Annotated in this window: 22 protein-coding genes; 9 read left to right on the forward strand and 13 right to left on the reverse strand. The window is 71.6% G+C overall.

What is annotated here, in order from left to right; translation table 11 throughout:
- Positions 1-101: 101 nt before the first annotated feature.
- The 3 genes from ABZ642_RS26855 to ABZ642_RS26865 all read right to left on the reverse strand — a co-directional run bounded on the left by ABZ642_RS26855 (position 102) and on the right by ABZ642_RS26865 (position 3,458).
- Entirely contained in the window at positions 102-1,487 is a 1,386-nt protein-coding gene (locus ABZ642_RS26855) for a DUF2637 domain-containing protein (RefSeq protein WP_360488999.1), read from the reverse strand.
- Between the two features lie 99 nt (positions 1,488-1,586).
- A complete protein-coding gene (locus tag ABZ642_RS26860) occupies positions 1,587-2,480 on the reverse strand; it encodes a DUF3558 domain-containing protein (protein ID WP_360489000.1) in 894 nt (297 codons plus the stop codon).
- A 132-nt stretch (positions 2,481-2,612) separates the two neighbouring features.
- Positions 2,613-3,458: a DUF3558 domain-containing protein gene (locus ABZ642_RS26865; RefSeq protein ID WP_360489001.1), complete on the reverse strand. Its 846-nt coding sequence runs from the start codon at positions 3,456-3,458 to the stop codon at positions 2,613-2,615.
- 230 nt (positions 3,459-3,688) lie between these two features.
- Here ABZ642_RS26865 and ABZ642_RS26870 point away from each other — a divergent pair, with 230 nt between their 5' ends.
- Positions 3,689-4,882, forward strand: coding sequence for an RtcB family protein (locus ABZ642_RS26870; protein WP_360489002.1), 1,194 nt, complete (start codon positions 3,689-3,691; stop codon positions 4,880-4,882).
- 69 nt (positions 4,883-4,951) lie between these two features.
- Here ABZ642_RS26870 and ABZ642_RS26875 read toward each other — a convergent pair whose 3' ends face one another.
- Genes ABZ642_RS26875 through ABZ642_RS26885 form a run of 3 tightly spaced genes read right to left on the reverse strand, consistent with a single transcriptional unit; the run spans position 4,952 to position 6,293 of the window.
- Positions 4,952-5,128 carry a hypothetical protein gene (locus ABZ642_RS26875; protein WP_360489003.1) on the reverse strand — a complete coding sequence of 59 codons (177 nt, stop codon included), beginning with the start codon at positions 5,126-5,128 and terminating at the stop codon, positions 4,952-4,954.
- Positions 5,128-5,901 (reverse strand): SDR family NAD(P)-dependent oxidoreductase, encoded by a 774-nt coding sequence (locus ABZ642_RS26880; RefSeq protein WP_360489004.1) that lies wholly within the window; start codon positions 5,899-5,901, stop codon positions 5,128-5,130. The genes ABZ642_RS26875 and ABZ642_RS26880 overlap by 1 nt, the downstream gene beginning before the upstream one ends.
- A 53-nt stretch (positions 5,902-5,954) precedes the next feature.
- A complete protein-coding gene (locus ABZ642_RS26885) occupies positions 5,955-6,293 on the reverse strand; it encodes a YnfA family protein (protein ID WP_360489005.1) in 339 nt (112 codons plus the stop codon).
- A 126-nt stretch (positions 6,294-6,419) separates the two neighbouring features.
- On the opposite strand from ABZ642_RS26885, the gene ABZ642_RS26890 reads away from it, so the two are divergent.
- Positions 6,420-6,890, forward strand: a complete 471-nt coding sequence (locus ABZ642_RS26890; protein WP_360489006.1) for a hypothetical protein — start codon at positions 6,420-6,422, stop codon at positions 6,888-6,890.
- Between the two features lie 20 nt (positions 6,891-6,910).
- Here the strand turns inward: ABZ642_RS26890 and ABZ642_RS26895 are convergent, their stop codons facing one another.
- A complete protein-coding gene (locus tag ABZ642_RS26895) occupies positions 6,911-7,930 on the reverse strand; it encodes a thaumatin family protein (RefSeq protein ID WP_360489007.1) in 1,020 nt (339 codons plus the stop codon).
- Positions 7,931-8,168: 238 nt separating this feature from the next.
- Between ABZ642_RS26895 and ABZ642_RS26900 the strand changes: the two genes are divergently transcribed.
- Positions 8,169-10,106 carry a sigma-70 family RNA polymerase sigma factor gene (locus tag ABZ642_RS26900; protein ID WP_360489008.1) on the forward strand — a complete coding sequence of 646 codons (1,938 nt, stop codon included), beginning with the start codon at positions 8,169-8,171 and terminating at the stop codon, positions 10,104-10,106.
- Between the two features lie 54 nt (positions 10,107-10,160).
- On the opposite strand, the gene ABZ642_RS26905 is transcribed toward ABZ642_RS26900, so the two are convergent.
- Positions 10,161-11,216 carry a thaumatin family protein gene (locus tag ABZ642_RS26905; RefSeq protein WP_360489009.1) on the reverse strand — a complete coding sequence of 352 codons (1,056 nt, stop codon included), beginning with the start codon at positions 11,214-11,216 and terminating at the stop codon, positions 10,161-10,163.
- 357 nt (positions 11,217-11,573) lie between these two features.
- Between ABZ642_RS26905 and ABZ642_RS26910 the strand changes: the two genes are divergently transcribed.
- The 4 genes from ABZ642_RS26910 (at position 11,574) to ABZ642_RS26925 (ending at position 15,730) form a co-directional block, all read left to right on the forward strand.
- Positions 11,574-12,686, forward strand: a complete 1,113-nt coding sequence (locus tag ABZ642_RS26910; RefSeq protein ID WP_360489010.1) for an LLM class flavin-dependent oxidoreductase — start codon at positions 11,574-11,576, stop codon at positions 12,684-12,686.
- Positions 12,683-13,279, forward strand: a complete 597-nt coding sequence (locus tag ABZ642_RS26915) for an FMN reductase (protein ID WP_360489011.1) — start codon at positions 12,683-12,685, stop codon at positions 13,277-13,279. The genes ABZ642_RS26910 and ABZ642_RS26915 overlap by 4 nt, the downstream gene beginning before the upstream one ends.
- Positions 13,280-13,543: 264 nt before the next feature.
- A complete protein-coding gene (locus ABZ642_RS26920; protein WP_360489012.1) occupies positions 13,544-14,278 on the forward strand; it encodes a response regulator transcription factor in 735 nt (244 codons plus the stop codon).
- The gene (locus ABZ642_RS26925; protein ID WP_360489013.1) at positions 14,279-15,730 is read left to right on the forward strand and encodes a HAMP domain-containing sensor histidine kinase; all 1,452 of its coding nucleotides are present in this window, start codon (positions 14,279-14,281) and stop codon (positions 15,728-15,730) included.
- A 106-nt stretch (positions 15,731-15,836) separates the two neighbouring features.
- On the opposite strand, the gene ABZ642_RS26930 is transcribed toward ABZ642_RS26925, so the two are convergent.
- Positions 15,837-16,007: a hypothetical protein gene (locus ABZ642_RS26930; protein WP_360489014.1), complete on the reverse strand. Its 171-nt coding sequence runs from the start codon at positions 16,005-16,007 to the stop codon at positions 15,837-15,839.
- Positions 16,008-16,173: 166 nt separating this feature from the next.
- Between ABZ642_RS26930 and ABZ642_RS26935 the strand changes: the two genes are divergently transcribed.
- Positions 16,174-20,568 carry a hypothetical protein gene (locus ABZ642_RS26935; protein WP_360489015.1) on the forward strand — a complete coding sequence of 1,465 codons (4,395 nt, stop codon included), beginning with the start codon at positions 16,174-16,176 and terminating at the stop codon, positions 20,566-20,568.
- On the opposite strand, the gene ABZ642_RS26940 is transcribed toward ABZ642_RS26935, so the two are convergent.
- Positions 20,546-22,345 (reverse strand): phosphatidylglycerol lysyltransferase domain-containing protein, encoded by a 1,800-nt coding sequence (locus tag ABZ642_RS26940; RefSeq protein ID WP_360489016.1) that lies wholly within the window; start codon positions 22,343-22,345, stop codon positions 20,546-20,548. The genes ABZ642_RS26935 and ABZ642_RS26940 overlap by 23 nt on opposite strands.
- 347 nt (positions 22,346-22,692) lie before the next feature.
- Positions 22,693-22,956 (reverse strand): hypothetical protein, encoded by a 264-nt coding sequence (locus ABZ642_RS26945; protein WP_360489017.1) that lies wholly within the window; start codon positions 22,954-22,956, stop codon positions 22,693-22,695.
- Positions 22,957-23,034: 78 nt separating this feature from the next.
- On the opposite strand from ABZ642_RS26945, the gene ABZ642_RS26950 reads away from it, so the two are divergent.
- A complete protein-coding gene (locus ABZ642_RS26950; protein ID WP_360489018.1) occupies positions 23,035-23,865 on the forward strand; it encodes a M55 family metallopeptidase in 831 nt (276 codons plus the stop codon).
- A gap of 6 nt (positions 23,866-23,871) precedes the next feature.
- Here the strand turns inward: ABZ642_RS26950 and pstB are convergent, their stop codons facing one another.
- Both pstB and ABZ642_RS26960 read right to left on the reverse strand, forming a co-directional pair.
- Entirely contained in the window at positions 23,872-24,744 is an 873-nt protein-coding gene (pstB, locus tag ABZ642_RS26955) for a phosphate ABC transporter ATP-binding protein PstB (protein ID WP_360489019.1), read from the reverse strand.
- A 14-nt stretch (positions 24,745-24,758) separates the two neighbouring features.
- Complete coding sequence (locus tag ABZ642_RS26960; RefSeq protein WP_360489020.1) at positions 24,759-25,673, reverse strand: sortase; 915 nt, start codon at positions 25,671-25,673, stop codon at positions 24,759-24,761.
- Positions 25,674-25,698 lie beyond the last annotated feature (25 nt).

A 25,698-nucleotide genomic window follows, 5' to 3' on the forward strand; every position in this document is an offset into this window, starting at 1 on the left:
CGCGGCGCTCCCCGGGGTCCGGCCTTCCCCACGGCCCCCTCCGGTCGGAGGGCCCCTTCGTCATGCCGTCACGCCTTCATTTCCGCGTGCCGTCGCGCGTCCTACGCGATGTGGTCTTCCTGCAGCTCCGCCGTGTGGCGGTTGGTGAAGCGGTTGACCATGCGCTCCGCGTCACGCTGCGCGAGCGTGATGCCGTAGGTCGCGTCCACGTCGCCCCGGAACTGGCTCGAACTGGGGTAGCCGCCGTCTATCGACTTCTTGAAGACCAGGTAGAAGTCCTCCTCGGTCGGCTCCGGAGAGCCGCCGCCCTCGCCGAGTTCACGGGTGCGGCCCGGGCCGGAGGGGATGGGGAAGCTGCCGGTCGTCTCCGACGGGGACTCCTCGGGCAGGCCCTGCTGCTCCGGCGGGAACTGCTCCTGCGCGAACTGCGCGGGCGGGAACTGCTGTTGCTGCCGGAGCAGCTCCTGCTGGTAGAGGTCCTGCTGGTACTGCTGCTGCGCCTGCCAGGCCGCCGCGTACTGCTCCTCGGTGTACTGGGGCTCGAACGTCGGGTCGTAGTCGCCGTGGTACTCGATCTGCTGGGGGTCCCTCGCGTGCAGCCAGGGGTTCAGCTGGGGGTCGGACGCATACGCGGGCTGGTCGGCGGCGGAGGCGGGGACCAGCTCGGGGCGCGGCTCGCCGGGAGGCGCCGCCTGCTGCGGGACGGGTGCCGCCCCGGCGGCACGGCTGCCCGCGGCCGAGTCGGGGGCGAGAGCGGGCGCGGCGGCCGCCGGAACGGGGGCGGGGACAGCTGCGGGCGCCGGAGCCGGCAGGAGCGCCGGCAGGTCTATGCCCGCCGCCGCCAGGCCCTCCGGAGCCGTCTGGGCCAGGGGGACGCCGTAGCGGGCCAGCCTCAGGGGCATCAGGGACTCCACCGGGGCCTTGCGGCGCCATGCCCGGCCGAAGCGGGAGCGCAGTCTCGCCTGGTAGACGAGACGTTCCTGCTCCAGCTTGATGACCTGGTCGTAGGAGCGCAGCTCCCACAGCTTCATCCGGCGCCAGAGGAGGAACGTGGGGACCGGGGAGAGCAGCCACCGGGTGAGGCGGACCCCCTCCATGTGCTTGTCCGCCGTGATGTCCGCGATCCGGCCGATCGCGTGGCGGGCGGCCTCGACGGCGACCACGAACAGGACCGGGATCACCGCGTGCATGCCGACGCCCAGCGGGTCCGGCCAGGCCGCCGCGCCGTTGAAGGCGATCGTCGCGACGGTCAGCAGCCAGGCCGTCTGCCGCAGCAGCGGGAAGGGGATGCGGATCCAGGTCAGCAGCAGGTCCAGGGCGAGCAGGACGCAGATGCCCGCGTCGATGCCGATCGGGAAGACGTAGGCGAAGTTCCCGAAGCCCTTCTTGATGGCCAGCTCACGGACGGCCGCGTACGAGCCGGCGAAGCCGATGCCGGCGATGATCATCGCGCCGGTCACGACCACACCGATGAGAACGCGGTGCATCCGAGTCAGCTGTATGGGCGCGGCCACCGGTACTCCCCTCCCCTTGCGTGTTGTTGCGCGCAACAGGGTGGCACATCAGTGCGGCGCGCGTGTTGCCGGTCAGCCCTTCTTGGCGGACGACTTGGTGGGCGACGCACTCGCGGAGGGCGACTTGGAGGCCTGCTTCGAGGGTGTCGCCGCAGGTGAACTCGGAGCGGTGGCCGAGCCGTTGGCCGTCGCGACCGAGGCCACCGCCTCCTTGGTGGCCTTCTCCGCGGACTTCGTGAGAGTGTCCGCGTCCGGCGTCTTCTCGCCGGCCAGACCCGCGCCGTTGTAGTCGACGGTGACGACCACGTTCGCGACCCGGGCCACGACCGTCTGCTGCCGGAAGGCGCCTTCCTTCTTCTTCAGGTCGTAGCGCACGACGGTCGCCTGGTCGCCGGTCCCGGTCACCGGCTGCGACTTGGTGTTCTTGGCGCCGGTCACGGACTGCGCCTCCTGCAGCTGGCTCGTGTAGTACGCCTCGGCCTGCTTCTCGCCGGAGCCGCGGCCGGCGTCCGAGTCGAAGCGGAGGAAGGAGATGTTCAGCCAGCGGAACTGCGAGCCCTTGACGCCGTTGTTGTCCAGGCTGCTCCAGGAGCAACTGCCCCGCGTGGCCACATCGTCCGAAGCGCCCTTCTTGCCCGACTTCGCACCCTTCGGTACGAGTGCGGTGAGCGTCTTCTTCGACAGCACCGCGCACGGCTCCGGCAGCTTCCGGTACTTGGCCGCCTGGACGGTCGGCGAAGCGGCGGTGCCGGAGCCGGGATCGGTGGGGGCGGTGGCCGGGTTGGAGCCGCCGCCCGTCTCCTTCGCGGCGTCGTCGGAGCCCGAGGAACAGGCCGCCGCGAACAGCGTCACGGCGGGGACGACGGCCGCACAGACGAGGCCGCGGCGCAGGCGCCCTGCCCGTCGCTGTGCGTTCCGTTCGTTCCGGTCGCGCTGGTCGGCTGGCTGGACTGCTACTCGCTGCATGGTTCCTTCACTCATACGTTCGGGGTTCCTGCGGTCGGATCGGGTCCGAGGGGCCACGGTACGCGGTGAGGGAGCTGTGCGGTTTCGGTTCGCGGGCTTTGTGGGCGGGGTGCGGAGGGCGTGCCCGGGTGCTCAGCTGTTGAGGGCCTCGGCCAGCTGCGCGGCCAGATTCTGGGCCCTGTCCTGCAGTTCCTCGCTGTCCGGAACGGTCCCGGTGGCCATCGGCTGCTCCTCGTACTCGATGGTCACCACGACGTTGGACGTGCGGAACACCACAGTCACCGTGCGCTGTTCGGCCGTCGAACCGGAGCCGCTGAGCTGGTCGTCGAGATACGCCTCGTCGCCGAGGTCGGCGAGGGTGCGGGGCTGGAGGTCGGCCGGGGGGGTCGAGGCGGACGCCGAGGTGGACGCCGAGGCGGTGGGGCTGGTGGAGTCCGAGGGGGACGTGGTCGACGCGGAGGCGGACGGGGACGGTGTCCCGGACGCCGCCCCGGACGGCGACTGCGACTCGGTCGGGCTCGGGGGTGCGGACTCGGGGATGCCGGCCGCCGACTCCCGCTGCGTGTAGATCGTCTGCGCCTCGTCGTCGTCGCTGACCGCGTTGTCGTAGGAGACCACGCGCTCGAAGTCGACGGAGAGCCGGTCCGTGGCGTCGGTGGACTCGACCTTCCAGCGGCAGCCGACCTTGCGGTCCGTGTCGTAGGTGAGCGTGGCCTCGCCCGCGTACGCCTTGTCGCGCTGCTCCTCGTCGGTGATCTGGGCGATGCCCGGGAGCAGGGAGTCGAGGGTGTTCTGGCCGACCGCGCCGCAGGGCTCGGGGAGGGAGCGGTACTTGCCGGGCTGTGCGGCGACGGTGGAGGTGCCGGTGTCCGCGTTCTTGTCGCTGATGTCGTCGCCACCGCTGGAACCGCTCGTGCAGCCGGCCAGCAGAGCCGCGAGGAGGGCGGCGATGCCGGTTACGTACGCCTTCCGCTGCACGGTCAGGCTCCCTTCCGTTCACTGGGTCGCTCGGTCCTGCTCCAGTGTCCCCGCTGGTTAATCGCTTGCCGCAGCGGGGCGCCCCCTGGAGACAATGTGTACCGCACGCACTGCCGTGAACGCCGGTCCCAAGTCCGATTTCGGGGGCCTTGGCGACGCATTTGCGTAATGACTTCATTAAGTCTTTTGTCCTTTTTTTGTTTGTCTGTCCGCGGGGGAATGGGGAAGTTATGTCGTACGTGGAGATGCCGGGCGCGAAGGTGCCGATCCGGATGTGGGCGGACCCCGCCGCCGTCGAGGAGGTGGCGCTCCAGCAGCTGCGCAATGTCGCGACCCTGCCGTGGATCGAGGGCCTGGCGGTCATGCCGGACGTCCACTACGGGAAGGGTGCGACGGTCGGGTCGGTCATCGCCATGCGGGGAGCCGTGTGCCCGGCGGCGGTCGGCGTCGACATCGGCTGCGGCATGTCGGCGGTGAAGACGTCACTGACCGCCAACGACCTGCCCGGGGACCTGTCCCGACTGCGGTCGAAGATCGAGCAGGCGATTCCGGTGGGGCGCGGGATGCATGACGACCCGGTCGAGCCGGGGGACTTCCACGGGCTGGCGACGGCCGGGTGGGGGGAGCTCTGGGGGCGGTTCGACGGGGTCGCCGATGCGGTCAAATTCCGTCAGGGGCGGGCTCATCAGCAGATGGGAACGCTCGGATCCGGAAATCACTTCATCGAGGTGTGCACGGATACGGCCGGTTCTGTATGGCTGATGCTGCACTCCGGTTCCCGGAACATCGGCAAGGAACTCGCCGAGCACCACATCGGCGTGGCCCAGAACCTTCCGCACAACCAGGGCCTGGTCGACCGTGACCTCGCCGTCTTCGTCGCGGACACCCCGCAGATGGCGGCGTACGAGCACGATCTCTACTGGGCTCAGGAATACGCCAAGTACAACCGCTCGCTCATGATGGCCCTGCTCAAGGACGTGATCCGCAAGGAGTTCAAGAAGGCCAAGGTCACCTTCGAGCCTGAGGTCAGCTGCCACCACAACTACGTGAGTCGCGAGCGGTACGAAGGCCTGGACCTGCTCGTGACCCGCAAGGGTGCGATCAGCGCCCGGGTCGGGCAGTACGGCATCATTCCCGGCTCCATGGGCACCGGGTCGTACATCGTGAAGGGCCTCGGCAACGAGAAGTCCTTCAACTCCGCTTCACACGGCGCGGGTCGGCGCATGAGCCGGAACGCGGCCAAGCGGCGCTTCTCGACCAAGGACCTGGAGGAGCAGACGCGGGGCGTGGAGTGCCGCAAGGACTCCGGTGTCGTGGACGAGATCCCGGGCGCGTACAAGTCGATCGACCAGGTCATCGACCAGCAGCGGGACCTGGTGGAGGTCGTGGCGAAGCTGAAGCAGTTCATCTGCGTGAAGGGCTGACAGGTGAGTCCTCCGGTAGGAGCCGGAGGACTCACCTCGTCGGTTACGGCGCGGCAGGTTGTGCGGCGCTCACTTCGCGTGCCGGATCGCGTAGATCATCACGAACGCGACGACGTGGATGCCGAAGAGGAAGTAGGCCAGGAAGTACCAGACCTGGCGTTCGTTCCTGGTCTCCTGCTTCAGGCGGCGTTCTTCCAGTTGCCGGTCCAGGGCGGCGGCGGGGTCCTCGTCCGGACGGCTCTGCATCACAGGTCCCGGTGGACCTTGGAGTTGGAGGCCTGGGCGCGGGGGCGGACCACCAGGAGGTCGATGTTGACGTGGCTGGGGCGGGTCACCGTCCAGGTGATCGTGTCCGCCACGTCCTCGGCCGTCAGGGGCTCGGCGACGCCCTGGTAGACCTTGGCCGCCTTCTGCTCGTCGCCGCCGAAGCGGGTCAGCGCGAACTCGTCCGTCTTCACCATGCCGGGGGCGATCTCGATGACCCGGACCGGCCTGCCGACGATCTCCAGGCGGAGCGTCTCGGCGAGGACATGGGCGCCGTGCTTGGCGGCGACATAGCCGGCGCCGCCCTCGTAGGTGCCGTGACCGGCGGTGGAGGAGACCACGACCACCGTGCCGTCGCCGCTCGCCTCCAGCCGGGGCAGCAGGGCCTGGGTGAGGTTGAGGGTGCCGATGACGTTCGTCTCGTACATCGTGCGCCAGTCCGCCGGGTCGCCGGTGGCCACCGGGTCGGCGCCGAGCGCTCCGCCGGCGTTGTTCACGAGGACGGCGATCGTCTTGAAGGCGGACGCGAACTCGTCCACGGCCGCGCGGTCCGTCACGTCCAGCGGGTAGGCGGTCGCCTGGTGGCCGGCCTCGTTGATCTCCTTGGCCAGCGCTTCGATGCGGTCCTCGCGGCGGGCGGTGAGGACCACGCGGTAGCCGGCGGCGGCGAGCTTTCGGGCGGTCGCGGCGCCGATTCCGCTGCTCGCACCGGTGACGACGGCGATGCGGGAGGCGGCGGACGGTGCGGTGGCCATGCGGTGCTCCTGATGCTCGGTGGGAGGTCGGCTCTCTCCAGCGTAGGTGAGGGTCAGCCGCCGTTCCTCGGCGCCCACATGATCACGGCCATGCCCGCCAGGCAGACCGCCGCGCCCGTGAGGTCCCAGCGGTCCGGGCGGTAGCCGTCGGCCACCACGCCCCACAGGATCGAGCCCGCGACGAAGATTCCGCCGTATGCCGCCAGGATGCGCCCGAAGTGGGCGTCCGGCTGGAACGTGGCGACGAAGCCGTAGGCGCCGAGGGACAGGATGCCGCCGGCGATCCAGAGCCAGCCCCGGTGCTCCCGTACGCCCTGCCAGACCAGCCAGGCGCCGCCGATCTCGAAGAACGCGGCGACGACGAAGAGGGCGGCGGAGCGGAGAATGAGCATGCCCGCAGCCTGCCACGCCGTCCGGTTGTCACCTGTTGGAGGGCGCCTGCGGCGGGGCCCGGGTGGCATACATCCGTACGAACGCCGGAGACGGACGGGACGGACAGCATGGACGGGACGGGTGGCATGGCGATGCGTCGTTACGGGCTTGCGGTGGTCGGGGCGGTTGCGGTGGGCGCGCTGGTGGTCGGGGCGGGCGGTGCCGCGTGGGCCGGGGACGCCGATCTGGAGGTGCACGGGTCGGTCGTGATGACGGGGGACCTGGTGGAGGTCAGGGTGACCCCGCGTGACCTCGGGCCGCAGGACGTCTCCGACGCGACCGTGCGGTTGAGCTGGTCGGCGCCGCTGGCGGACACGCAGCGGCTGCCGGCCGCCTGTGCCCGCTCCGGCGACCGGGAGGTGGTGTGCGGTACCGGGCCGCTCGCCGTCGACCTGCCCGGTGAGCAGCTGGTGGTTCCGGTGCGGCTGGAGGGGCAGCCGGCCGAGGTGACGCTGGAGGTAGACGTGGCGTGGGGCGGGGGCGCGGTGGACCACGACCGTACGAACGACCGGCAGCGGGTGCTGGTGCTGGCGACCGGGGACCCGTACGCCTTCTGAGGGCGCCTTCCGACCGGGCGCTAGGTCGTGCCGAAGGTCACCCGGTAGTAGCAGGCGCCCTTGCAGGGCATGGTCGCCGCGTCGTCGAAGGCGTACGAGTAGGCGTACGGTGCGGCCCGTTTGAAGACCTGGGTGTAGTCGACGGGCCATTTGGCGGGGACGCAGTGGTCGCGGCCCGCCCAGGCGCCGCGGCAGCAGTACGTGTCGCCGCCGAACGCCGCGCACGGCGGTTTGCAGCCGATCTCCCGACCGCCGGAGAGGGCTCGCATCGCCTTGGGGCAGTCGATCTCCGTGGTGCAGACGCCCCGGTAGCAGCCGGAGTCGCTGACCGGGTCGGTGGTCGTGGTGTGGGAGATGTTGATGTACATGGGCAGGTTGGCGCCGTCGACCATGCTGACGTCGTAGAAGTCCATGCCCGCGTACGCGTCGAAGGTGAACTCGCCCAGGGTGGTGGGCGGGTTGGCGCCGGTGCAGACACTGGTGCAGTCGCCGGAGGCGCAGGGGCCGGCGGCGGTGCCGGTGCATCCGGTACGGCCCCAGATGCGGCCGCCCCAGTTGTCGGCCACGGTCAGCGAGAGGCTCTGTCCGGGGGCGAGCCTGCGGCCCGCCGGGTAGACGGAGGTGTTGGTGACGACCGCCCAGACCGGTTGCGCGGTCCGGTTGACGACCGTGATCAGGCGCCGGCCGGCCGGGGCCGACGCCGGGGCCTGCCGGCGCGGCGCGGTGGCCGGCTTCCGGGCGGTCGTGGCCGACGGCTCGGCCGAGCGGGACGCGGACGAGGACGGAGACGGGGACGCGGAGGGGGACGGGGACGCGTTGTGGCCTGCGGAGGGGGCGGGCGAGGTGGCCGTCGGTGCGGCGGGGTCGGCCGCGGCCGTCCGGTGGTCCACGGTGCTCGCGGTGTCGGTTCCGGGTGACGGTGTCCATGCGCCGTAGGTGATCAGCACGGTGGCCGCCGTCGCGAGGGCGGCGGCCGCGGAGGCGTACCACCAGCGGCGTCGCGGTGGTCTCGCGCCGTGTCTTCTGCGTCCTCGTGCCATCCTCGGGCCTTCCTCGGGCGGTGGCGGATGTGTTGCCTGCCTCTCGGAGACCTCGTGCACGGCGGCCGTACAACATAAATTGCGGACCCGAACAGGTTTCGACGTCGGCCGCCGGTTTTCTGTTGTCCCCGTGCGTCTCGGGGGGTCTCCGTTCCAAGAGCCGGCCCCACAGCCGGTCCCACAGCCGGTCCAAGAGTCGGCCCCACAGCCGGATCCCTGCGCGGAGGAACAGACCCACATGATCGAGAACCACCGGAGGGGACCCGATCCCGGCCTGGTGACGGCCGCACGCGCGGGCGACGGGCGGGCCCTGGAGCAGTTGGTGGCCCACTGCCTGCCGCTGGTCTACAACATCGTCGGCCGGGCCCTGAACGGTCACGCCGACGTCGACGACGTCGTACAGGAGACGCTGTTGCGCATGGTGCGGGGGCTGCCGAAGCTGCGGGACACGTCGGCGTTCCGGTCCTGGCTGGTCGCGATCACGATCCGGCAGGTACGGAACCGGGAGAGCCTGCGGGCCACCGACCGCGACCGCCGGGCGCGGCTGGAGGACGCGGAGGTGCTGGCCGACCCCGACCTGGACTTCGCCGGCCTGACCATCCTGCGGCTGGGCCTGACCGAGCAGCGCAGGGAGACCGCCGAGGCGACCCGCTGGCTCGATCCGGACGACCAGGAGCTGCTGTCCCTGTGGTGGCTGGAGGAGACCGGTGAGCTGGAGCGCGCCGACCTCGCCGGGGCGCTGGGGCTGTCCGACCGGCATGCCGCCGTGCGGGTGCAGCGCATGAAGAAGCAGATGGAGGTCTCGCGGTGCGTGGTGCGCGGGCTGGGCGCCGATCCGCGCTGTGCCCGGCTGGACGAGATCGCCGCGCCGTGGGACGGCACGCCGAGCCCTCTGTGGCGTAAGCGGTTCGGCCGTCACATACGTGGCTGTGGGGAGTGCGCGGGCCTGGAGCGCGGGCTGTTGCCGATGGACCGGCTGCTGAGCGGTCTGCCGCTGGTGGCGGTGCCGGCCAGTCTTGATCCGGCGCGGGTGCTCGCCCACGTCACGGCGTCCTCCGGTACCCCGGGTACTCCTGGTACTTCGGGTGCGTCCGGTGCTTCTGGTACGTCCGGTACTTCTCGCGGGCGGCACGGGCATCCGGGGCGGCGGGTCCGGCGGGCCGGCCGGGCGGTGAGCAAGCGGGTCGTGGTCGGCGGCTCGGCGGCGGTCGCGGTCGTCGCGGTGGCCGCGCTGGTCGCGGCCCGGCTGACGGCGGGCCCGGCGGCCCCGGTGGCCCAGACGGCTCCGCGTCCGTCGGCGCCGGTGACGGTCACCTCCCCGAGCCCCACGCACTCGTCCTCCCTGTCGCCTTCCCCGTCCGCCAAGCCGAGCGCGTCCCCGAGCCGGTCCGCGAAGCCCACTCCGTCCAAGCACACCGTGGCTCCCGTGCGGGTGGCCTCCAGCGCCCGTAAGGGCGTCGGTGTGTGGTCGTTCGACGGGGTGAGCCAGGCGCTGGCCGCGAGCGGGGCGAGCTGGTACTACACCTGGAACACCCAGCACCAGGGCGTGACGACCCCGGGCGCGGCCTCCTTCGTGCCGATGATCTGGGGCGCCGCCTCCGTCACCGACGCGTCGCTCGCGCAGGCCCGTGCGCAGGGGCCGTACCTGCTGGGGTTCAACGAGCCCGACATGGCCCAGCAGTCGAACATGACGGTCGATCAGGCGCTGGAGCTGTGGCCCAAGCTGATGGGGGCCGGCAAGGTGCTGGGCAGCCCGGCGGTGGCGTACGGCGCGGACACGGCCGGTGGCTGGCTGGACAGGTTCATGTCCGGGGCGAAGGCGAAGGGGTACCGGGTCGACTTCATCACGCTGCACTGGTACGGCGGCGACTTCCGCACCCCGCAGGCCGTGCAGCAGCTGACCTCGTACCTGGCCTCGGTGTACGAGCGGTACCACAAGCCGATCTGGCTCACCGAGTACGCGCTGATCGACTTCTCGCAGGGGACGCGTTTCCCGTCGGCCCAGCAGCAGGCGGACTTCGTCACCGCGTCCGCGAAGGCGCTGGACGCGCTGCCGTACCTCCAGCGTTACGCGTGGTTCGGGCTCGGCGCCGACCCGTCGAAGCCGAGCAGCGGGCTGTTCACGAACGGTACGGCGGCCACGGCGGCGGGCCGGGCCTTCCAGTCGGCGCGCTGAGCGGAGGGGGCCGGTGCGACCGCCGTGCGGCGGTGGGCGCCGGCCCCCTCGGGGTCATGGGCTCACGCCCCAGGTGACGCGGTAGCCGCACTCTCCGGAGCAGGTGAGCACGCTGGTCGCGTCGTCGTTGACGTAGGAGTAGGCGTCGGGCTCGGCGGCCTTGAAGACGGCCGCGGAGTCGACGGGCCAGGAGGACGGGACGCACTGGGGGCGGGCCGCGTAGGCGCCCGTGCAGCAGGTCTGGTCCGTCTTGAACACCAGGCAGGCGCTGAGGCAGGCGACGACATGGCCGTCGCGGACGCGCTGGAGCTTGGTAGGGCAGGTGGCGTTGGCGTCCCGGGTGCAGCCGGCCGGGGAGCAGCCGTTCGCGTCGATCCTGTCGCGGGAGGAGCCGCCGAAACTGTTGATCCACATCGGCAGGTTGTTGCCCTCGACCAGGCTGACGTCGTAGAAGTCCATGCCGTTCCAGGCGTTCAGGTTGAACTCGGCGAGCGTGGAGGGGAATTCGCCCCAGGTCGAGCCGCACTGGAAGCGGCCGCAGTCACCGGTCAGGCAGTGGCCGTGGCCGGCGGCGTCGAAGGAGCAGCCGGTGCGGGCCCAGAGGCGGACGTCCCAGTGGTCGGGGATGCGGAAGGTCAGGCTGGCGCCGGGGCGCAGGACCCAGCCGGTCGCCTCGACCGGGTGTTTGGGGTCGGCGGCGATCGCGGGCCAGATGGTCTGGCCGAGGCGGTTGACGAGGGTGATCGTCCGTTTGCCGGGGGTGCCGGCGGTGGTCGTGGTCGTGGTCGTGGTCCTGGTCTTGGGGTGGGCGCCGACGGCGGGTGCCGTCCGTGGGGTGGAGGTGGGGGTGGGGGTCGCGGAGTGTGCGGGTGACGTCGTCGGCGAGGACGGGGTGGGGCGGGGAGTCGCGGTGCCGGCCGCGGTCGCGGTGGGTGCCGCCGCGGCCGCCCGGTCGGCCGGGGGCGCGGCCGGACGGGTACGGGCCAGCAGGACGCCGATGACTACGGCGAGGCAGGTCACGAGCGCGGCGGAGGCCAGGCCGACGGCTCTCGCCCGTCGGCGCCGGCGTCGGCTGCGGTCGCGGCTGCGGGACAACCGGCTCTGTTGCATGGCGGAAGGCTCCTGTCTGGTCCCCTGGCGATGGCTTCTGCAGGGGAGACCGGAGCGGTCGGCGCGGGATAACCGAAATGAGAGGGGAGTGTCCGGGTGCCGGTGGGTTGGGAGGGCTGGTCACGCCCCCGCGGCGGGGGCTGGTCACGCCCCGCGGCGGCAGCCGCGGATTCGGAACCGCCCCGAGCCCCCCTGCGGGCGCAGGGCGCCATGGGCGCTGGAGTTTTCCCGTGCCGTCTCAGAGGTCGGCCGCGGAGGCGTGGGGAGGCGGCGTGAGGAGGCGTGGGGAATACCGGTGGGTGGGGTCTCGTTGTCCAGGTATAGTTGAAGCGTAAACAACCTGGAGGGTGAGCGAGCATGCAGTTCGGGATCTTCACGGTCGGCGATGTCACGCCGGACCCCACGACGGGTCGGACGCCGAGCGAGCGGGAGCGCATCAAGGCGATGGTCGCGATCGCGCTGAAGGCCGAGGAGGTCGGGCTGGACGTCTTCGCGACCGGTGAGCACCACAACCCGCCGTTCGTACCGTCGTCGCCGACCACCATGCTCGGTTACGTCGCCGCGCGCACGGAGAAGCTGATCCTCTCCACCTCCACCACCCTGATCACCACCAACGACCCGGTGAAGATCGCCGAGGACTTCGCGATGCTCCAGCACCTGGCCGACGGCCGGGTGGACCTGATGATGGGCCGCGGCAACACCGGACCGGTCTATCCCTGGTTCGGCCAGGACATCCGGCAGGGCATCAACCTCGCCATCGAGAACTACGCCCTGCTGCACCGGCTGTGGCGCGAGGACGTCGTGAACTGGGAGGGGAAGTTCCGGACGCCGCTCCAGGGCTTCACGTCCACGCCGAGGCCGCTGGACGGGGTGGCGCCGTTCGTCTGGCACGGCTCGATCCGCTCGCCCGAGATAGCCGAGCAGGCCGCCTACTACGGCGACGGCTTCTTCCACAACAACATCTTCTGGCCTGCCGACCACACCAAGCAGATGGTCGAGCTGTACCGGGCCCGGTACGCCCACTACGGGCACGGCACGCCCGAGCAGGCGATCGTCGGCCTGGGTGGCCAGGTGTTCATGCGGCACAACTCGCAGGACGCGGTGCGCGAGTTCCGGCCGTACTTCGACAACGCGCCGGTCTACGGCCACGGTCCCTCCCTGGAGGACTTCACCGACCAGACCCCGCTGACCGTCGGTACGCCCGAGCAGGTCATCGAGAAGACGCTGGCCTTCCGGGAGTACGCCGGCGACTACCAGCGCCAGCTGTTCCTGGTAGACCACGCGGGGCTGCCGCTGAAGACGGTCCTGGAGCAGATCGACATGCTGGGCGAGGAGGTCGTGCCGGTGCTGCGCAAGGAGTTCGCGAACGGCCGTCCGGCGAACGTCCCGGAGGCGCCCACGCACGCGTCGCTGCTCGCCGCGGCCGCCTCGGAAGCTTCGGACGCGGAGAAGAAGGAGGTCGGGGCATGAAGCTCGTCGTCGTCTCGGCGGGACTGAGCGTGCCGTCGTCCACCCGGCTGCTGGCCGACCGGCTGGCGGCCGCGGTGGGCCGGCAGGCCTCCGGTGCCGAGGTCGAGGTGGTGGAGCTGCGCGACCTCGCGGTCGAGATCGCGCACAACTTCACCAACGGCTTCCCCGGGCGCAGGCTGGCGGCCGCGCTGGAGGCGGTGGCGGAGGCGGACGGCGTGGTCGCGGTCACGCCGGTGTTCACGGCCTCGTACAGCGGCCTGTTCAAGTCGTTCTTCGACGTCCTGGACAAGGAAGCACTGGTGGGCAAGCCGGTGCTGATCGCGGCGACCGGGGGTACGGCCCGGCACTCGCTGGTGCTGGAGCACGCGCTGCGGCCGATGTTCGCGTACCTGCGGGCGGTGGTCGCACCGACGGGCGTCTACGCGGCGTCGGAGGACTGGGGCGCGGAGGGCCTGGAGGACCGGATCGAGCGGGCGGCGGGGGAGCTGGCGGCGCTGATGACGGGGCTGACCGGTGCACGGCCGGCGAAGCCGGAGGCTCTGCCGGCGGTGGTGCCGTTCGGGGAGCAGCTGGCGAGGCTGGCGGCGAGCTGAGGTCGGCCGGGGGGCGCTTACCGGCGCCGGCAGCGTGCCGCTGCGCCCACCCTCCCCCCGCTCTCGGCTTCGCTGGAGATGGGGGACCCCCATCTCCAGCGGCACGACCGCCCGCGGCCAGGTGAGCCGACAGGCGTGCCCCCACCCGGCGACAGCCAGAACGCGACGCCCGTTGCCTCCGTGACGGTGAGAGCCAGGTAAAAAGGGTGATCGTAGGCCCGCTCACCCCGGCCGAACCGCCGAAGGCCTTGGCAGACTGGGTGCGTGCCCCAGACTGTGCTGCTCGCCGAAGACGACCGCGCCATCCGCCACGCCCTGGAGCGGGCCCTCACCCTGGAGGGTTATGAGGTGACGGCGGTCGCGGACGGTGTGGAAGCCCTGGCACACGCCCACCGTGTCCAGCCCGACGTCCTCGTCCTCGACGTGATGATGCCCGGCATCGACGGCCTCCAGGTCTGCCGCGTCCTGCGCGCCGGGGGCGACCGCACCCCCATCCTGATGCTGACCGCGCTGGTCGAGACCGCCGACCGGATCGCGGGCCTGGACGCCGGCGCCGACGACTACGTCGTCAAGCCCTTCGACGTCGAAGAGGTCTTCGCGCGGTTGCGGGCCCTGCTGCGGCGCACCTCCCCGGTGACCGCCGGCGGCGTCTCGGGCGGCACCGCCCCCGACCCCGGCCGGGAACCGCAGATCTCCGACCGGCAGATCGAGGCGGCCGGCCTGCGGATGGACCTCCAGGCCCGCCGGGCCTGGCGCGGCCGGCGCGAGCTGGAGCTGACCCGCACCGAGTTCGAGCTCCTGGAACTGCTCGCCCGCAACGCCGGGATCGTCCTGGACCACTCCACGATCTACGACCGCATCTGGGGCTACGACTTCGGCCCCGGCTCCAAGAACCTCGCCGTCTACGTCGGCTACCTGCGCCGCAAGCTCGACGAGCCCGGAGCCCCGCAGCTGATCCACACCGTCCGGGGCGTGGGTTACGTGCTGCGGGAGGACTGAGTGGGCCGCCTCCAGCGGCTCCGGCGGGTGCTGGTCGGACGGCGGCCCAGGCTCGTCTCCCTGCGCACCACCTTCGTCGTCTCCTTCGCGGCGGTCACCGCCGCCGTCACCATCGTCGTCGGCATCCTGTCGTACAACGCCGCCGCCCGGCTGGTCCGCGTCGACGAGCAGTCGGTGTTCGCCCAGGTCGTCTCCGACGTCCAGGACGAGGTCAAGCAGGACCGGATGGTCCCGGAGGACTTCTTCTCCTCCTCCCGGCCGGGACACGACCTGGTCCGGTCGGTCCGCACCGACGTCCAGGTGCTCGGCGCGCGGGGCGAGGTCGTCGACCACGGCAGCCCGGCGCTGCCCGTCACCGGCACGGACCGGGCGGCCGCCATGGCCGCGGCGGCCGGGACGACGGCCCAGCACAAGGACGTCCGGGTCGGCGACGACCTGTTCCGGGTCGCCACGGTGGCGCTCGGCGACGGCCGGGGCGCGGTGCAGGTGGCGCAGGAGTTCAGCGACACGGAGGACCTGCTGCAGGCGCTCCAGCAGCGGACGCTGGCGCTGATGGCGGCGGTGGTCGTGGCCGCGGGGCTGTTCGGCTGGTGGCTGGCCCGCCGGATCACCCGCCGGCTGGTGATCCTCACCTCCGCCGCCGAGGACGTGGCCCGGACCCGGCAGCTCGGCATCCAGGTCCCGGTGACGGGACTGGACGAGGTGGGCCGGCTGGGCAGGGCCTTCGACCGGATGCTGGGGCGGCTGGCCCAGTCGGAGGAGGACCAGCGGCGCCTGGTCCAGGACGCCGGCCACGAACTGCGCACCCCGCTGACCTCGCTGCGTACCAACATCTCCCTGCTCCGCCGTATCGACGAGCTGCCGCCCGCCACCCGCGACGATCTCGTCGCGGACCTCGGCCAGGAGGCGCGCGAGCTGACCGACCTGGTCAACGAGCTGGTCGACCTGGCCGCCGGGCAGTCCGACATGGAGCCGCCGCAGCGCGTCGACCTGGCCGACATCGCGGAGGACGTCGCCGGGCTGGCCCGCCGCCGTACCGGCCGCGAGATCCTGCTGCGCGCCGCCGGTGACACGACCACCGACGGCCGCCCCGGCATGCTCCAGCGGGCCGTCTCCAACCTCGTCGAGAACGCGGCGAAGTTCGACCGGGACGGCAAGGCGCCCATCGAGATCAACGTCACCGGCCCCGCCCGGCCGGGCACGGTCCGCGTCGAGGTCCTCGACCGCGGCCCCGGTATCGCCGAGGGCGACCTGATCCGCATCTTCGACCGCTTCTACCGCGCCGCGGACGCCCGCTCCCTTCCCGGCTCCGGCCTCGGCCTCTCCATCGTCCGCGAGGTGGCGATGGCCCACGGCGGCGCCCCGTTCGCCTTCCGCCGGGCGGGCGGCGGCGCGGTCATCGGCTTCACGGTGGGCGGCGGGTTCGCGGGGGGCGGAGTGCCACGCGGGTGAAGCCCGCCCCTGCGGCACGGGCCAGGGGGTGCGCGGGTGGCGCACGGCGCGGAGACGCGGGGCCGGTGGGGACCGCGCGGGCGGACTGGCACGAGCCGACGGGGGCTCACCGCTTGCCCCACAGGGCGCGAATGATCGCCGCGACGGCGGTGAGAATCCGTGCCCTGTCCTTGGACTCGGTGTCGCCGAGCGCGATACGGACAATGAGCACGGTGGCGACGGCCAGGATCAGAAGGACGACGACACGGCAGACGGCGGAGACGAGGACGGGGTCCATCGGGTTCCTTCCGGGGTTCGGATCGATGCCGCCGACTGTGCCCACGTGCCCGGCTCAAGGTTGTGGCCGATGTGCCCAAGTCCCGGTGATACCGCAGGTCAAGGCGGTAATCTGCGAGTTCGCGAGTCGTACGAGTCGTACGGGTCGGGTTGGGAGGGGGCGGCCGGTGACGTACGAGGAACAGCTGGAGAGGCTGGTCAAGGCGGCCGGGGGACCCAGTTCGGTGGCGGTGAGCGGGGAGATCGCGCGCAAACGCGGCCTCACTGTTCCGCCCACCACGATCGACGGCTGGCGCCAGTGCAAGGTCATTCCCAGGGACACGGCCAAACTGCACGCTTTCCTGCAGGTGTTGACGGAACTCGCGCAGATCCGCAACCCCGGTTCCGTGCCACCTCTCACACGGGGCCAGTGGGACCGCCTCGCGAACGCGTCCCGCAGAGCCCGCGAAGGCAGGGCGGCCGGACCCGAGGAACCACCGGTCCGGTCGGCCTTCGGCCAGCACTGGCTGGACGCCGTGACCACCTCCCGGGCCTGGCAGCTCGTCCTCGCCGCCGAGCGGGAGCGGGCCGTGACGGTGCGGGAGCGGACGCTCGACGTCGTACGACGGCTCGCGAAGCTGTACGACGAGCGGCGCGGCCCGCTGGACCAGGACCCGTGGCACGACCCGGAGTTGGCCCACCGTATGACCCAGGCGGCGGAGCTCCTGCTGCATGAGATGCACGGACGTCTGCAGCGGGCGAGCCTGGCCCCCGCCGAGGCCGCCCTGATCGCCCTGCTGCCCTTTCTGTACCAGGTGCACGGCGCGTACACCGTCGCCGAACTGGGCCACGTGGATCCCGCGAACCTGGACGACCGGGTGCGGGGCGGCCCGTACCGGGAGAAGCACAACGCCCTGCTGCGCAGCCACCGGCGGCTCGTCCGGCAGGCCGAGCGCGGCCGCACGCTGCCCGACCGCGGCGACGGGCGCCCGGAGATCGGCTGGTGGCTCTTCCACCAGTGGGCGAGGCAGGAGACCGGCTCCCTGCGCGCCCTGCTGGCCGAACTGAACCTCGCTGACACCGGCCTGGGCATGCTCCTCGACCGCCGACTGCTCGCCCGGCTGCTGGCCTGCGCCCATCTCCCACCGCGCAAGCTGTACGCCAGGGGCCACGACGGCCTGCTGAACCATGAACCGTTCCCGGTCGAACTCGAAGGCGGGGAGTGGCAGAAGGTCCGGGAGGACCTGGTGGGGCCGTTGTTCGCGATCGCCCACGCCATGGCCCTGGAGGCGACCGACCTGCCCATGGACGTCGTCGAACACGTAGGCATCCCGGAGCCGGTGACAGCCGCCTCGCTGCGAAGCGTGCTGAACGAGGCCCGGTGGATTCCGCGCGGCGACGCGCTCGGTCTCCAGGCGGCCTGCGGCCACCCCGCCGTGGTGGCCGCGCTCGTCGACCACACGCGGCACATCGACACCCTGCTGCGGGACGCGCGCCGCACCCGGCCCACGGACGAGATCGGCGAGTTGCCGGTGTACGCGCACGCCGACGAGGTGCACGAGGTCGACGACACGGGCGAGCCCAAGCGGGGCGGCGAGGTGATCCGCTTCCGCCTTGACGAGGCCCGCATCCAGGAACTCCTCATGGGCGAGAACCTCTACCGGGACCGCTCCCTGGCCATCCGCGAGCTGTACCAGAACGCCCTGGACGCCTGCCGGCTCCGCAAGGCCTGGGAGCACGCCCGCAACGGCGAGGACGACTTCAAGTGCCGGATCGAGTTCGAGCAGGGGTACGACAAGGACGAGCAGCGCTACTACCTGGAGTGCCGGGACAACGGCATCGGCATGGACGAGACCGTCCTCGCCGAGGTGTTCTCCCAGGCCGGAGTCCGGTTCGCGGAACACGCCCGGTTCCGGGAGGAGTCCGAGGCGTGGCGCAGGGACGGCATCGACGTCTACCCGAACAGCAGGTTCGGCATCGGTGTGCTCAGCTACTTCATGCTGGCCGACGAGATACGTGTCACCACCTGCCCCGCGAGAGGCGGTTCGGAACAGCTCACCGTCCTGATCACCGGTCCCGGGCACTACTTCCGGGTCAGGCCCAGTGAGGAGCGCAGGCGTGTCGGGACCACGGTCCGCCTCTATCTCCGGGACGGAGGCAACGCCCCTTCCTGTGTGCAGGAGCTGCGCAGGCTTCTCGGCATCGCCGAGTTCCTGACCCACGCCAGGCACGACAGGCAGGAGGCGACCTGGAAACCCGGAGAACTCCGGCCCCGGGAAGCTCCCTTCGGCGGACCGGACGGATTCCTGGCGCACGGCAGGACGGTCGGCCCTCCGGAGGGCGGCTACGGCGTCCACGGCCAGGTGGTGTGGTGCGAGCACGGCGGCGGCATCCTGGCCGACGGGATCTTCATCGAGCCCCGGGTGCGGCGTGGGGTACTGGCCGATCCGGAGGGCAGGCGGCGGCTGAGGGGTGCGGTCGTGAATCTGACCGGCCTGACGCGGCCCAAGGACCTCTCGGTCGACCGTACGGAGATCCTGGACACCGATGTCGGCGAGCGGGTCGAGGAACTCATCCGGGACGCGCTGCCCGTGTTGCTGGCGGCCGATCCACCGCTGCTCACGACGGAGTGGCTGGCCGATGTCGCCGGGCTGAGCCCTCGGCTCGCGGACCTGGTGACGGAGGTGGCGGGGGAGGCGGGGTACGAGCTGCGACTGCACGGGCAGGCGGCGCCCGTGGCCACCGTGGGGTTCTTTCCGCCCGATGAGGCCTTGGTCCACCAGGCGCATGCGGATCCTGAGCGGGAGGACAGAACCAGGGCGATCGACCCCACCGGCGTACCTGACGATGTCACCCTGCTGTGGCGGCTTCTCGCCCATCGGCCCAACGCCGAACTCGCCGCCCTGACCGAACTGGTTCCGGAACTCTCACGAGTCGAGGCGGTCCTCGCCGCCCGGCCCTCGGACGTACTGCTGCGCACCGTGGTGGGCTCACACTGGAACTCCCGGAACTGGCCCATACCGAAGGACTTCTCCGACGAACTCGTGAGCCCGGGGCACGCCTTCTCCATCGCCGAGATCTGCGCTCTGCCGTACCGGCAGGTGGTGTCACGGATGGAGTTGCTCGGGCTGGTGCCCGCACCGGCGTCAGCCGGTGACATCGAGGTCGACCCGACCGGAACGGCACTGCTCGACACCAAACTCCGCGGTGTGTACGACGACTCGGCGGCCGTCTGGTACGGGCTGGAGACGGACGTGCCGCCGGGGCACCTCCTCAAGGCGCACCTCATGCTGAACATCAGGATCGACGAGGCGCTGACCCGGATGAAGGCGCTCGGCTTCCGGACTCCCGCCGAGGGCATGCCGACGGACACCCCGGAACCCTGGGTGGTGGTCGTGCTCAGTTTGTCGCTGAACGCCGAGCGGCCTTGGCTGAAACTCGACGAACCCGTACCGGTCGGTCATGTCCTGGCCGCGATGGCGGAGACCGGTCGGTCATTTGCCGAAGTCGTCGGGGTCTTGCGGGTCTACGGATTGCGCCCGGACCTTGGCCCGATGGACGAGGCTACGGCCCGGGAGGTGGTACGGCGAAGCACACAGTGGGGCTGGAAGACCGCTGAACTGAGGCGACTCGACGTGTCTGCGCCGTTGCCGGTGGAGCTGCTGGCGCGGGCGGCGCTCGCGTCGGCCGTCTCCCTCCCCGACATGGCCCGTCAGATGGAAGAACTCTGCCTACCGGTCGGTGCCCTTCCCGACGAGGTGGCGCCGGCGGACATCAAAATCCTCAGCGCCCGGGCTCTTGGCCTGCCGGGGTGGCCCGTCCACGGGGTTCAGCTCCACTCCCTTGTCGAGGCAGCAGGGGACACCGGGGTGTCCCCGGTGTATCTGGCCGCGCGGCTTCGTGCGTACGGGCTGGAGCCTCCCGAGACGCCTCTTCCCGAACGCGTGGGATCCGACGATGCGGCGATACTGCGCGAGGTGGTGGATGCACTCGGCGGATGGGAAGGGCTCGGGCCGGAACGCAAGGTGCCCGTGAGCGCGGTGGTCCGGGCCGCCTACAAGACGGAGCAGGCACCGAAAGCCGTTGTCGACCGTCTGGCCTGCTACGGCCTGGACTCGCCGCTGACCGCGCCGCCGGCCACGCGCAGCAGATTCGACCCCGACCTGACCGGTGTGGAGATCCACGGCCTGTCGAAGCCGGGGGTCGAGTGGGACAGGCCGGTGCCGTTGTACCACCTCGTGTCCGTAGGCCGCAGTCTCCTGATGGAGCAGGAGGAGGTCGTGGCACGTCTGACGGCGTTCGGGTTCCGTATGCCCGGCCTCGGTGCCGACGACCTGGACGAGATCGATCGCAGCCTGTGCATCGACAAATACGACCAGGGGGGTTTCGCCAGGAACCTGCCCCTCGACCTGGGAAGCCCGATCTCCGACTATCTGCAGATCACCAACTACGCCGGGCTCTCCCTGGACGAGCTGCTCCCCCGCCTGACCCGTCTGGGAGTCGACCTCCCCCGGGTGGCCGAAGCCGTCCGGGCTGCTCTCCCCGCGGTCCCCGGCCTCGTCATGACCCCCAGGGAACCGTGAGGAAGCCCTCCGCGCGGGCGCTGGCCAGGCCGATGCGGGGGATGTCGCTGCTCCGGGCGAACAGCAGGTAGCGCGGTTCCCATATCGGGCGGTACTTGGCGTTCGCGCGGTACAGGGACTCGATCTGCCACCAGCGGGAGAAGAACGTCAGGGTCGCGTGCCACAGGCGCAGGACCGGGCCGGCGCCGAGGCGGGAGCCGCGCTCGAAGACCGAGCGGAACATCGCGAAGTTCAGCGAGACGCGGTCCACCTTCAGGTCGGGTGCCTTGAGGAGGAGTTCCACGACCATGAACTCCATCAGGCCGTTCTCCGCGTCGCGGTCGCGGCGCATCAGGTCCAGGGAGAGGCCCTGTTCGCCCCAGGGGACGAAGCTGAGGAGGGCGCGGGGGACGTCGTCGGCGTCCCGGCACTCCAGCATCACGCAGCGGCCGTCCGCCGGGTCGCCGAGACGGCCGAGCGCCATCGAGAAGCCGCGTTCCGTGGTGCCGTCGCGCCAGTGGTCGGCCCGGTCGATCAGCAGGGACATCTCGTCGGGCGGGATGTCCTCGTGGCGGCGGACGCGGACCGTGTAACCCGCCCGCCGGACGCGGTTGTGGGCCTGGCGGACCACACGCATCGCACGGCCTTCGAGGGTGAAGTCGGCGATGTCGACGATCGCCTCGTCGCCCAGTTCCAGGGCGTCCAGGCCGTGCCGGGCGTAGATCGTGCCCGCCTCCTCGCTCGCGCCCATGACCGCGGGGGTCCACGCGTGCTGCCGGGCCTCCGTCAGCCACGCGTCGATCGCGCCGGGCCACGCCTCCGGGTCGCCGATCGGGTCGCCGGAGGCCAGGCTGACGCCGCCGACGACGCGGTAGGTGACCGCCGCCTTGCCGGTGGGCGAGAAGATCGCCATCTTGTCGCGGCGCAGGGCGAAGTAGCCGAGGGAGTCGCGGGCGCCGTGCCGGTCCAGCAGACACCTCAGCTTCGACTCGTCCTCCGCGCTGAGCAGGCGGCGGCCGCGCGGGGACCGGAAGCCGGCGTACAGGACCAGGCAGAAGGCGGCGGCGAGGAGGGCGTTGATGATCACGTCGGTCCACCGCGGGGCGTGCACCGCGGTGACGTGGTCGGCGAGCGGGCCGACGCTGATGCCCCGCAGGAGCGTGTAGGCGATCTCGTCGGGGAGGGTGGCGCCGGGGAGCTTGTTCGTGGCGTGGACGAGGAGCGTGCCCAGGACGCCGGTGACGGTCACGCCGCCCACGCCCACCGCCAGCGCCAGCCTCGGGTTCGACGGGTCGCCGACCGCGTCGAACTCCCGGCGGCTGATCAGCAGCGCGGCCACGAACAGGCCGGTGAGGGCGGCGGAGACCCAGTTGAAGACGTGGGCGCGGTACTCGTGCTGGGTCAGGGCGAGGACGTAGAGGGCGAAGAGGGCGGTGGACAGGAAGATGTTGACCACCCACGCCGCTCGCTTGCGGCGGCGCATCACCAGCACGAAGAAGATGGCGAGGGCGGCCGAGACCAGGCCGGCCGTGGCCAGGTACGGGGTGAAGAACTGGCCGGAGTGGTGGGCGTGCTCGCGGTGGAGGTGCAGGGTGAGGCGGCCGTTGTTGTGCTCGTCGACCTCGTGCCGGAACGGCAGGGACATGACCGCCGCTATGTTCAGTACGGCGATCAGCCGCAGGTACCAGACGGTGGCGTCGGCGGCCCGCCTGCGGAGTACGCCGCCGGGCGTGGTGGCGGGGGCGCGGCGGTCGGCGGACGCGCGCGCGGGGATCAGGGTCGGCTGCTGTGCGGGCATGGGGACCGGTCACCTTGGGGGACGGGGACGGAGACGATGGCGGAGGGAGCTGACCCTACAGTCCGTAGGGTAACGGCAGGAGTCGGCGGAGAGGCCGACCGTGGTGCGGAAGCGGTGCGGAAAACGGTGTGAAATGGGGAGCCCCCTTCTTACGGACGCGCCCCTCCTTGCGGATGCTCCCGTTCCTGCGGACGTTCCCGTTCTTACGGATGCTCCCGCTCGTGCGGACGTTCCCGTTCCTACGGATGCTCCCGTTCCTGCGGACGTTCCCGTTCTTACGGATGCTCCCGCTCGTGCGGACGTTCCCGTTCCTACGGATGCTCCCGCTCGTGCGGACGTTCCCGTTCCTACGGATGCTCCCGTTCGACCCGCCGTCGGGCGACCAGCACCCACGCGAGGTTCCCGATCGCCGCCCCCGCCGCCACCGCCGCGACGATCACCCCGCCCGTCGCCAGCCCGTCGCTGAACAGGTGCGGGCGCCGGTCGAGGCTGTGCAGGCCGAAGCCGGACAGCTCGTACACCCCCACCGCCGCGACCAGCAGGCTCGCCACCAGCACCGCCACCGTGGGGGCGAGGCCGCGCCGCGTCTCCTGTGTGTCCGTGCCCTGCATGAGTACCCCCGATGAGCTGACGAGCCGCCGTGGCCGATGGGGAACCTACAATACGTAGGGTCCGGATAGCCTCAGGACGTGCGTATTTACATCAGCGTGGACATGGAAGGCATCACCGGGCTCGTCGACCGGGACGATGTGCAGCCCGACGGCCGGGACTACGAGCGCGGCCGGTCGATGATGGCGGAGGACGTGAACGCCGCCGTGCGCGGCGCGGTGGCCGCCGGGGCGACCGAGGTGCTGGTCAACGACGCCCACGGCCCCATGCGGAACCTGCTGCCGGAGGCACTGCACCCCGCCGCCCGCCTGGTGCGCGGCAAGCCGAAGAAGATGGTCATGCTGGAGGGGCTCACCGAGCGGGACGACGCGGCGATATTCGTCGGCTACCACGCCCGGGCCGGTGCCCTCGGTGTCCTCAGCCACAGCTTCATGGGGCACGAGATCGAGGACATCTGGCTGGACGGCAGGCCGGTCGGCGAGATCGGGCTCGCGCACGCCACCGCCGCCGCGCTCGGCGTCCCCGTCGTGGCCCTCACGGGTGACGACGCGGCGTGCGCCGAGATGACGGCGTGGGACGAATCCGTCGCCACCGTCCCGGTGAAGTACGCCCGCGACCGGTTCGCCGCCGAGCTGCGCCCGGCCGAGGAGGCCCGCCGGGCGATCGAGGAGGCCGTGTCCGAGGCCCTCGCGCCCGCGCCGAAGCGGCCCGCCCCGCCGGACGGCGACGCCACGCTCGCCGTCCGCTGGCAGTCCGCCTCGGTCCCCGCCGTTCTCCTCGGCATCCCGGGAGTGACGGCCACGGACAGCCGTACCGTCCAGGCCCGTGGCCCGCTCCCCGCGCTCTACCGGCAGTTCGGCGTCTGGATGCGGGTGGCCGCCTCGCTCACCAACCAATCCCCGTACTGCTGAGCCGGCTCAGCCGAACCGGCCCGCCACGTAGTCGGCCGTGCGCTGGTCCTGCGGGGAGTTGAAGACGGCGTCCGTGGCGCCGTGTTCGACGATGCCGCCCGGGGTGCCCTGCTCGGCGAGGAAGAACGCGCACTGCTGGGAGACGCGCGCCGCCTGCTGCATGTTGTGGGTGACGATCACGATCGTGACCTGGCCGGCCAGGTCGTGGATGGTCTCCTCCACGCGGCGGGTGGAGGTGGGGTCCAGGGCCGAGCACGGCTCGTCCATCAGCAGCACCCGGGGACGGACCGCCAGCGCCCGCGCGATGCACAGGCGCTGCTGCTGGCCGCCGGAGAGGGCGCCGCCCGGCTGCCGGAGCCGGTCGCGGACCTCCTTCCACAGGCCCGCCCGGGTCAGGGACTTCTCGACCAGCCCGTCCTTCTCCCGGCGGTTCACCTTCGTGCCGGTCAGCTTCAGGCCGGCCACCACGTTGTCGTAGATCGACATCGCCGGGAACGGGTTCGGCTTCTGGAAGACCATGCCGATCCTGCGGCGCGCGTCGGTCAGGCGCCACGACGGGTCGTAGATGTCCTCGCCCTCGAAGAGCACCTCGCCGCCGAACTGCGCCGAGGGGATCATCTCGTGCATCCGGTTGAGGGTGCGCAGGAACGTCGACTTGCCACAGCCGGACGGGCCGATGAGCGCGGTGACCTCGCCCGCGGGCATGGTCAGCGACACCCGGCTGAGCACCTGGTGGGAGCCGAACCAGGCGGAGACGGCACGGGCTTCGAGGGTGGCGGGGGCGGGGCCGTCCACCACCGGGACGGCGGCGGGCAGCACGGCGGTGTCGGTCGCGGCGGTGTGGGTCGCGGCAGTGTCGGTCGTCGCGGTCTCGGTCATCTCATTCACCTGGTTCACAGCAGATTCGGCAGCAGTTCGGTGGTCCGCGTCGCGACCTGGAGGCCGAGCACCGCGACGACCGGGGCGAAGACGATCCATGTCTGGTGGCGGCCCCAGCGGTGCCAGGCCCAGACGGCGGCCACGGCGGTGAGCAGCAGCGCCTGCAGCCACATCACCAGCGGCCACGGCACCCCGGAGGGGTGGGCGAGGGGTTCCTCGGAGGCCGGCAGGGTGCCGGCGCGGATCACGGCCGACGGGGTCCGGAACGGCTCGGAGACCAGGTCGGCGTCGACGCGCAGGACACCCGAGGGGACGAACTTCGGGCCCGTCGCCGTGATCAGCACGAGGCGGCTCTTGCCGGCGGCGAGCGCGGTCGGTGCCGGGTCCCCGGCCCGTCGTACGTCGATGACCTGGTAGTCCGCCTTGCCCTGGCCGGTGATCACGGTGAAGGTGTCGCCGCTGGTCAGCTCGGAGAGCCTGCCGAACGGGCCGCCGTAGGCCGCCGCCCGGCCCATCAGCACGCTGGTGCCGGCCTGGCCGGGCATCGGGGTGTCCCGGCGGTGTCCGGGGCCGTCGGTCAGCACGGCGGAGTCGGTGCCCTCCAGGACGACCTGGCTCAGGCCCAGCTTCGGCACCTTGACGATCGCGAGCGGGGTGCCCGGTGCCAGCAGCTTGCCGTCCTGGCCGGTCTGGGCCACCGGGGCGGTGCCGAGGGCGAGTTGTTCGCGCAGCTGGTCGAAGTCGGCGTGCTGCGAGGCGTGTTGCTGGGCGCCGCTGACCACCAGCAGCTGCACGGTGATGCCGAGCAGCAGGGCGGCGAGGCTGAGCAGTCCGCCGCGCGAGAGGTGGCGGACGACGGTGAGGCTGTGGACGGGCCTGCGCGGCACGGCCGCGGCCAGAGCTTTCGGTGTCGGTACGGCGACGGTCACGGGGCCCGCCTCCTTCGGAAGACGC

This window comes from Streptomyces sp. NPDC007157 (assembly GCF_040634235.1).
In the GTDB taxonomy this organism is placed as follows: domain Bacteria; phylum Actinomycetota; class Actinomycetes; order Streptomycetales; family Streptomycetaceae; genus Streptomyces.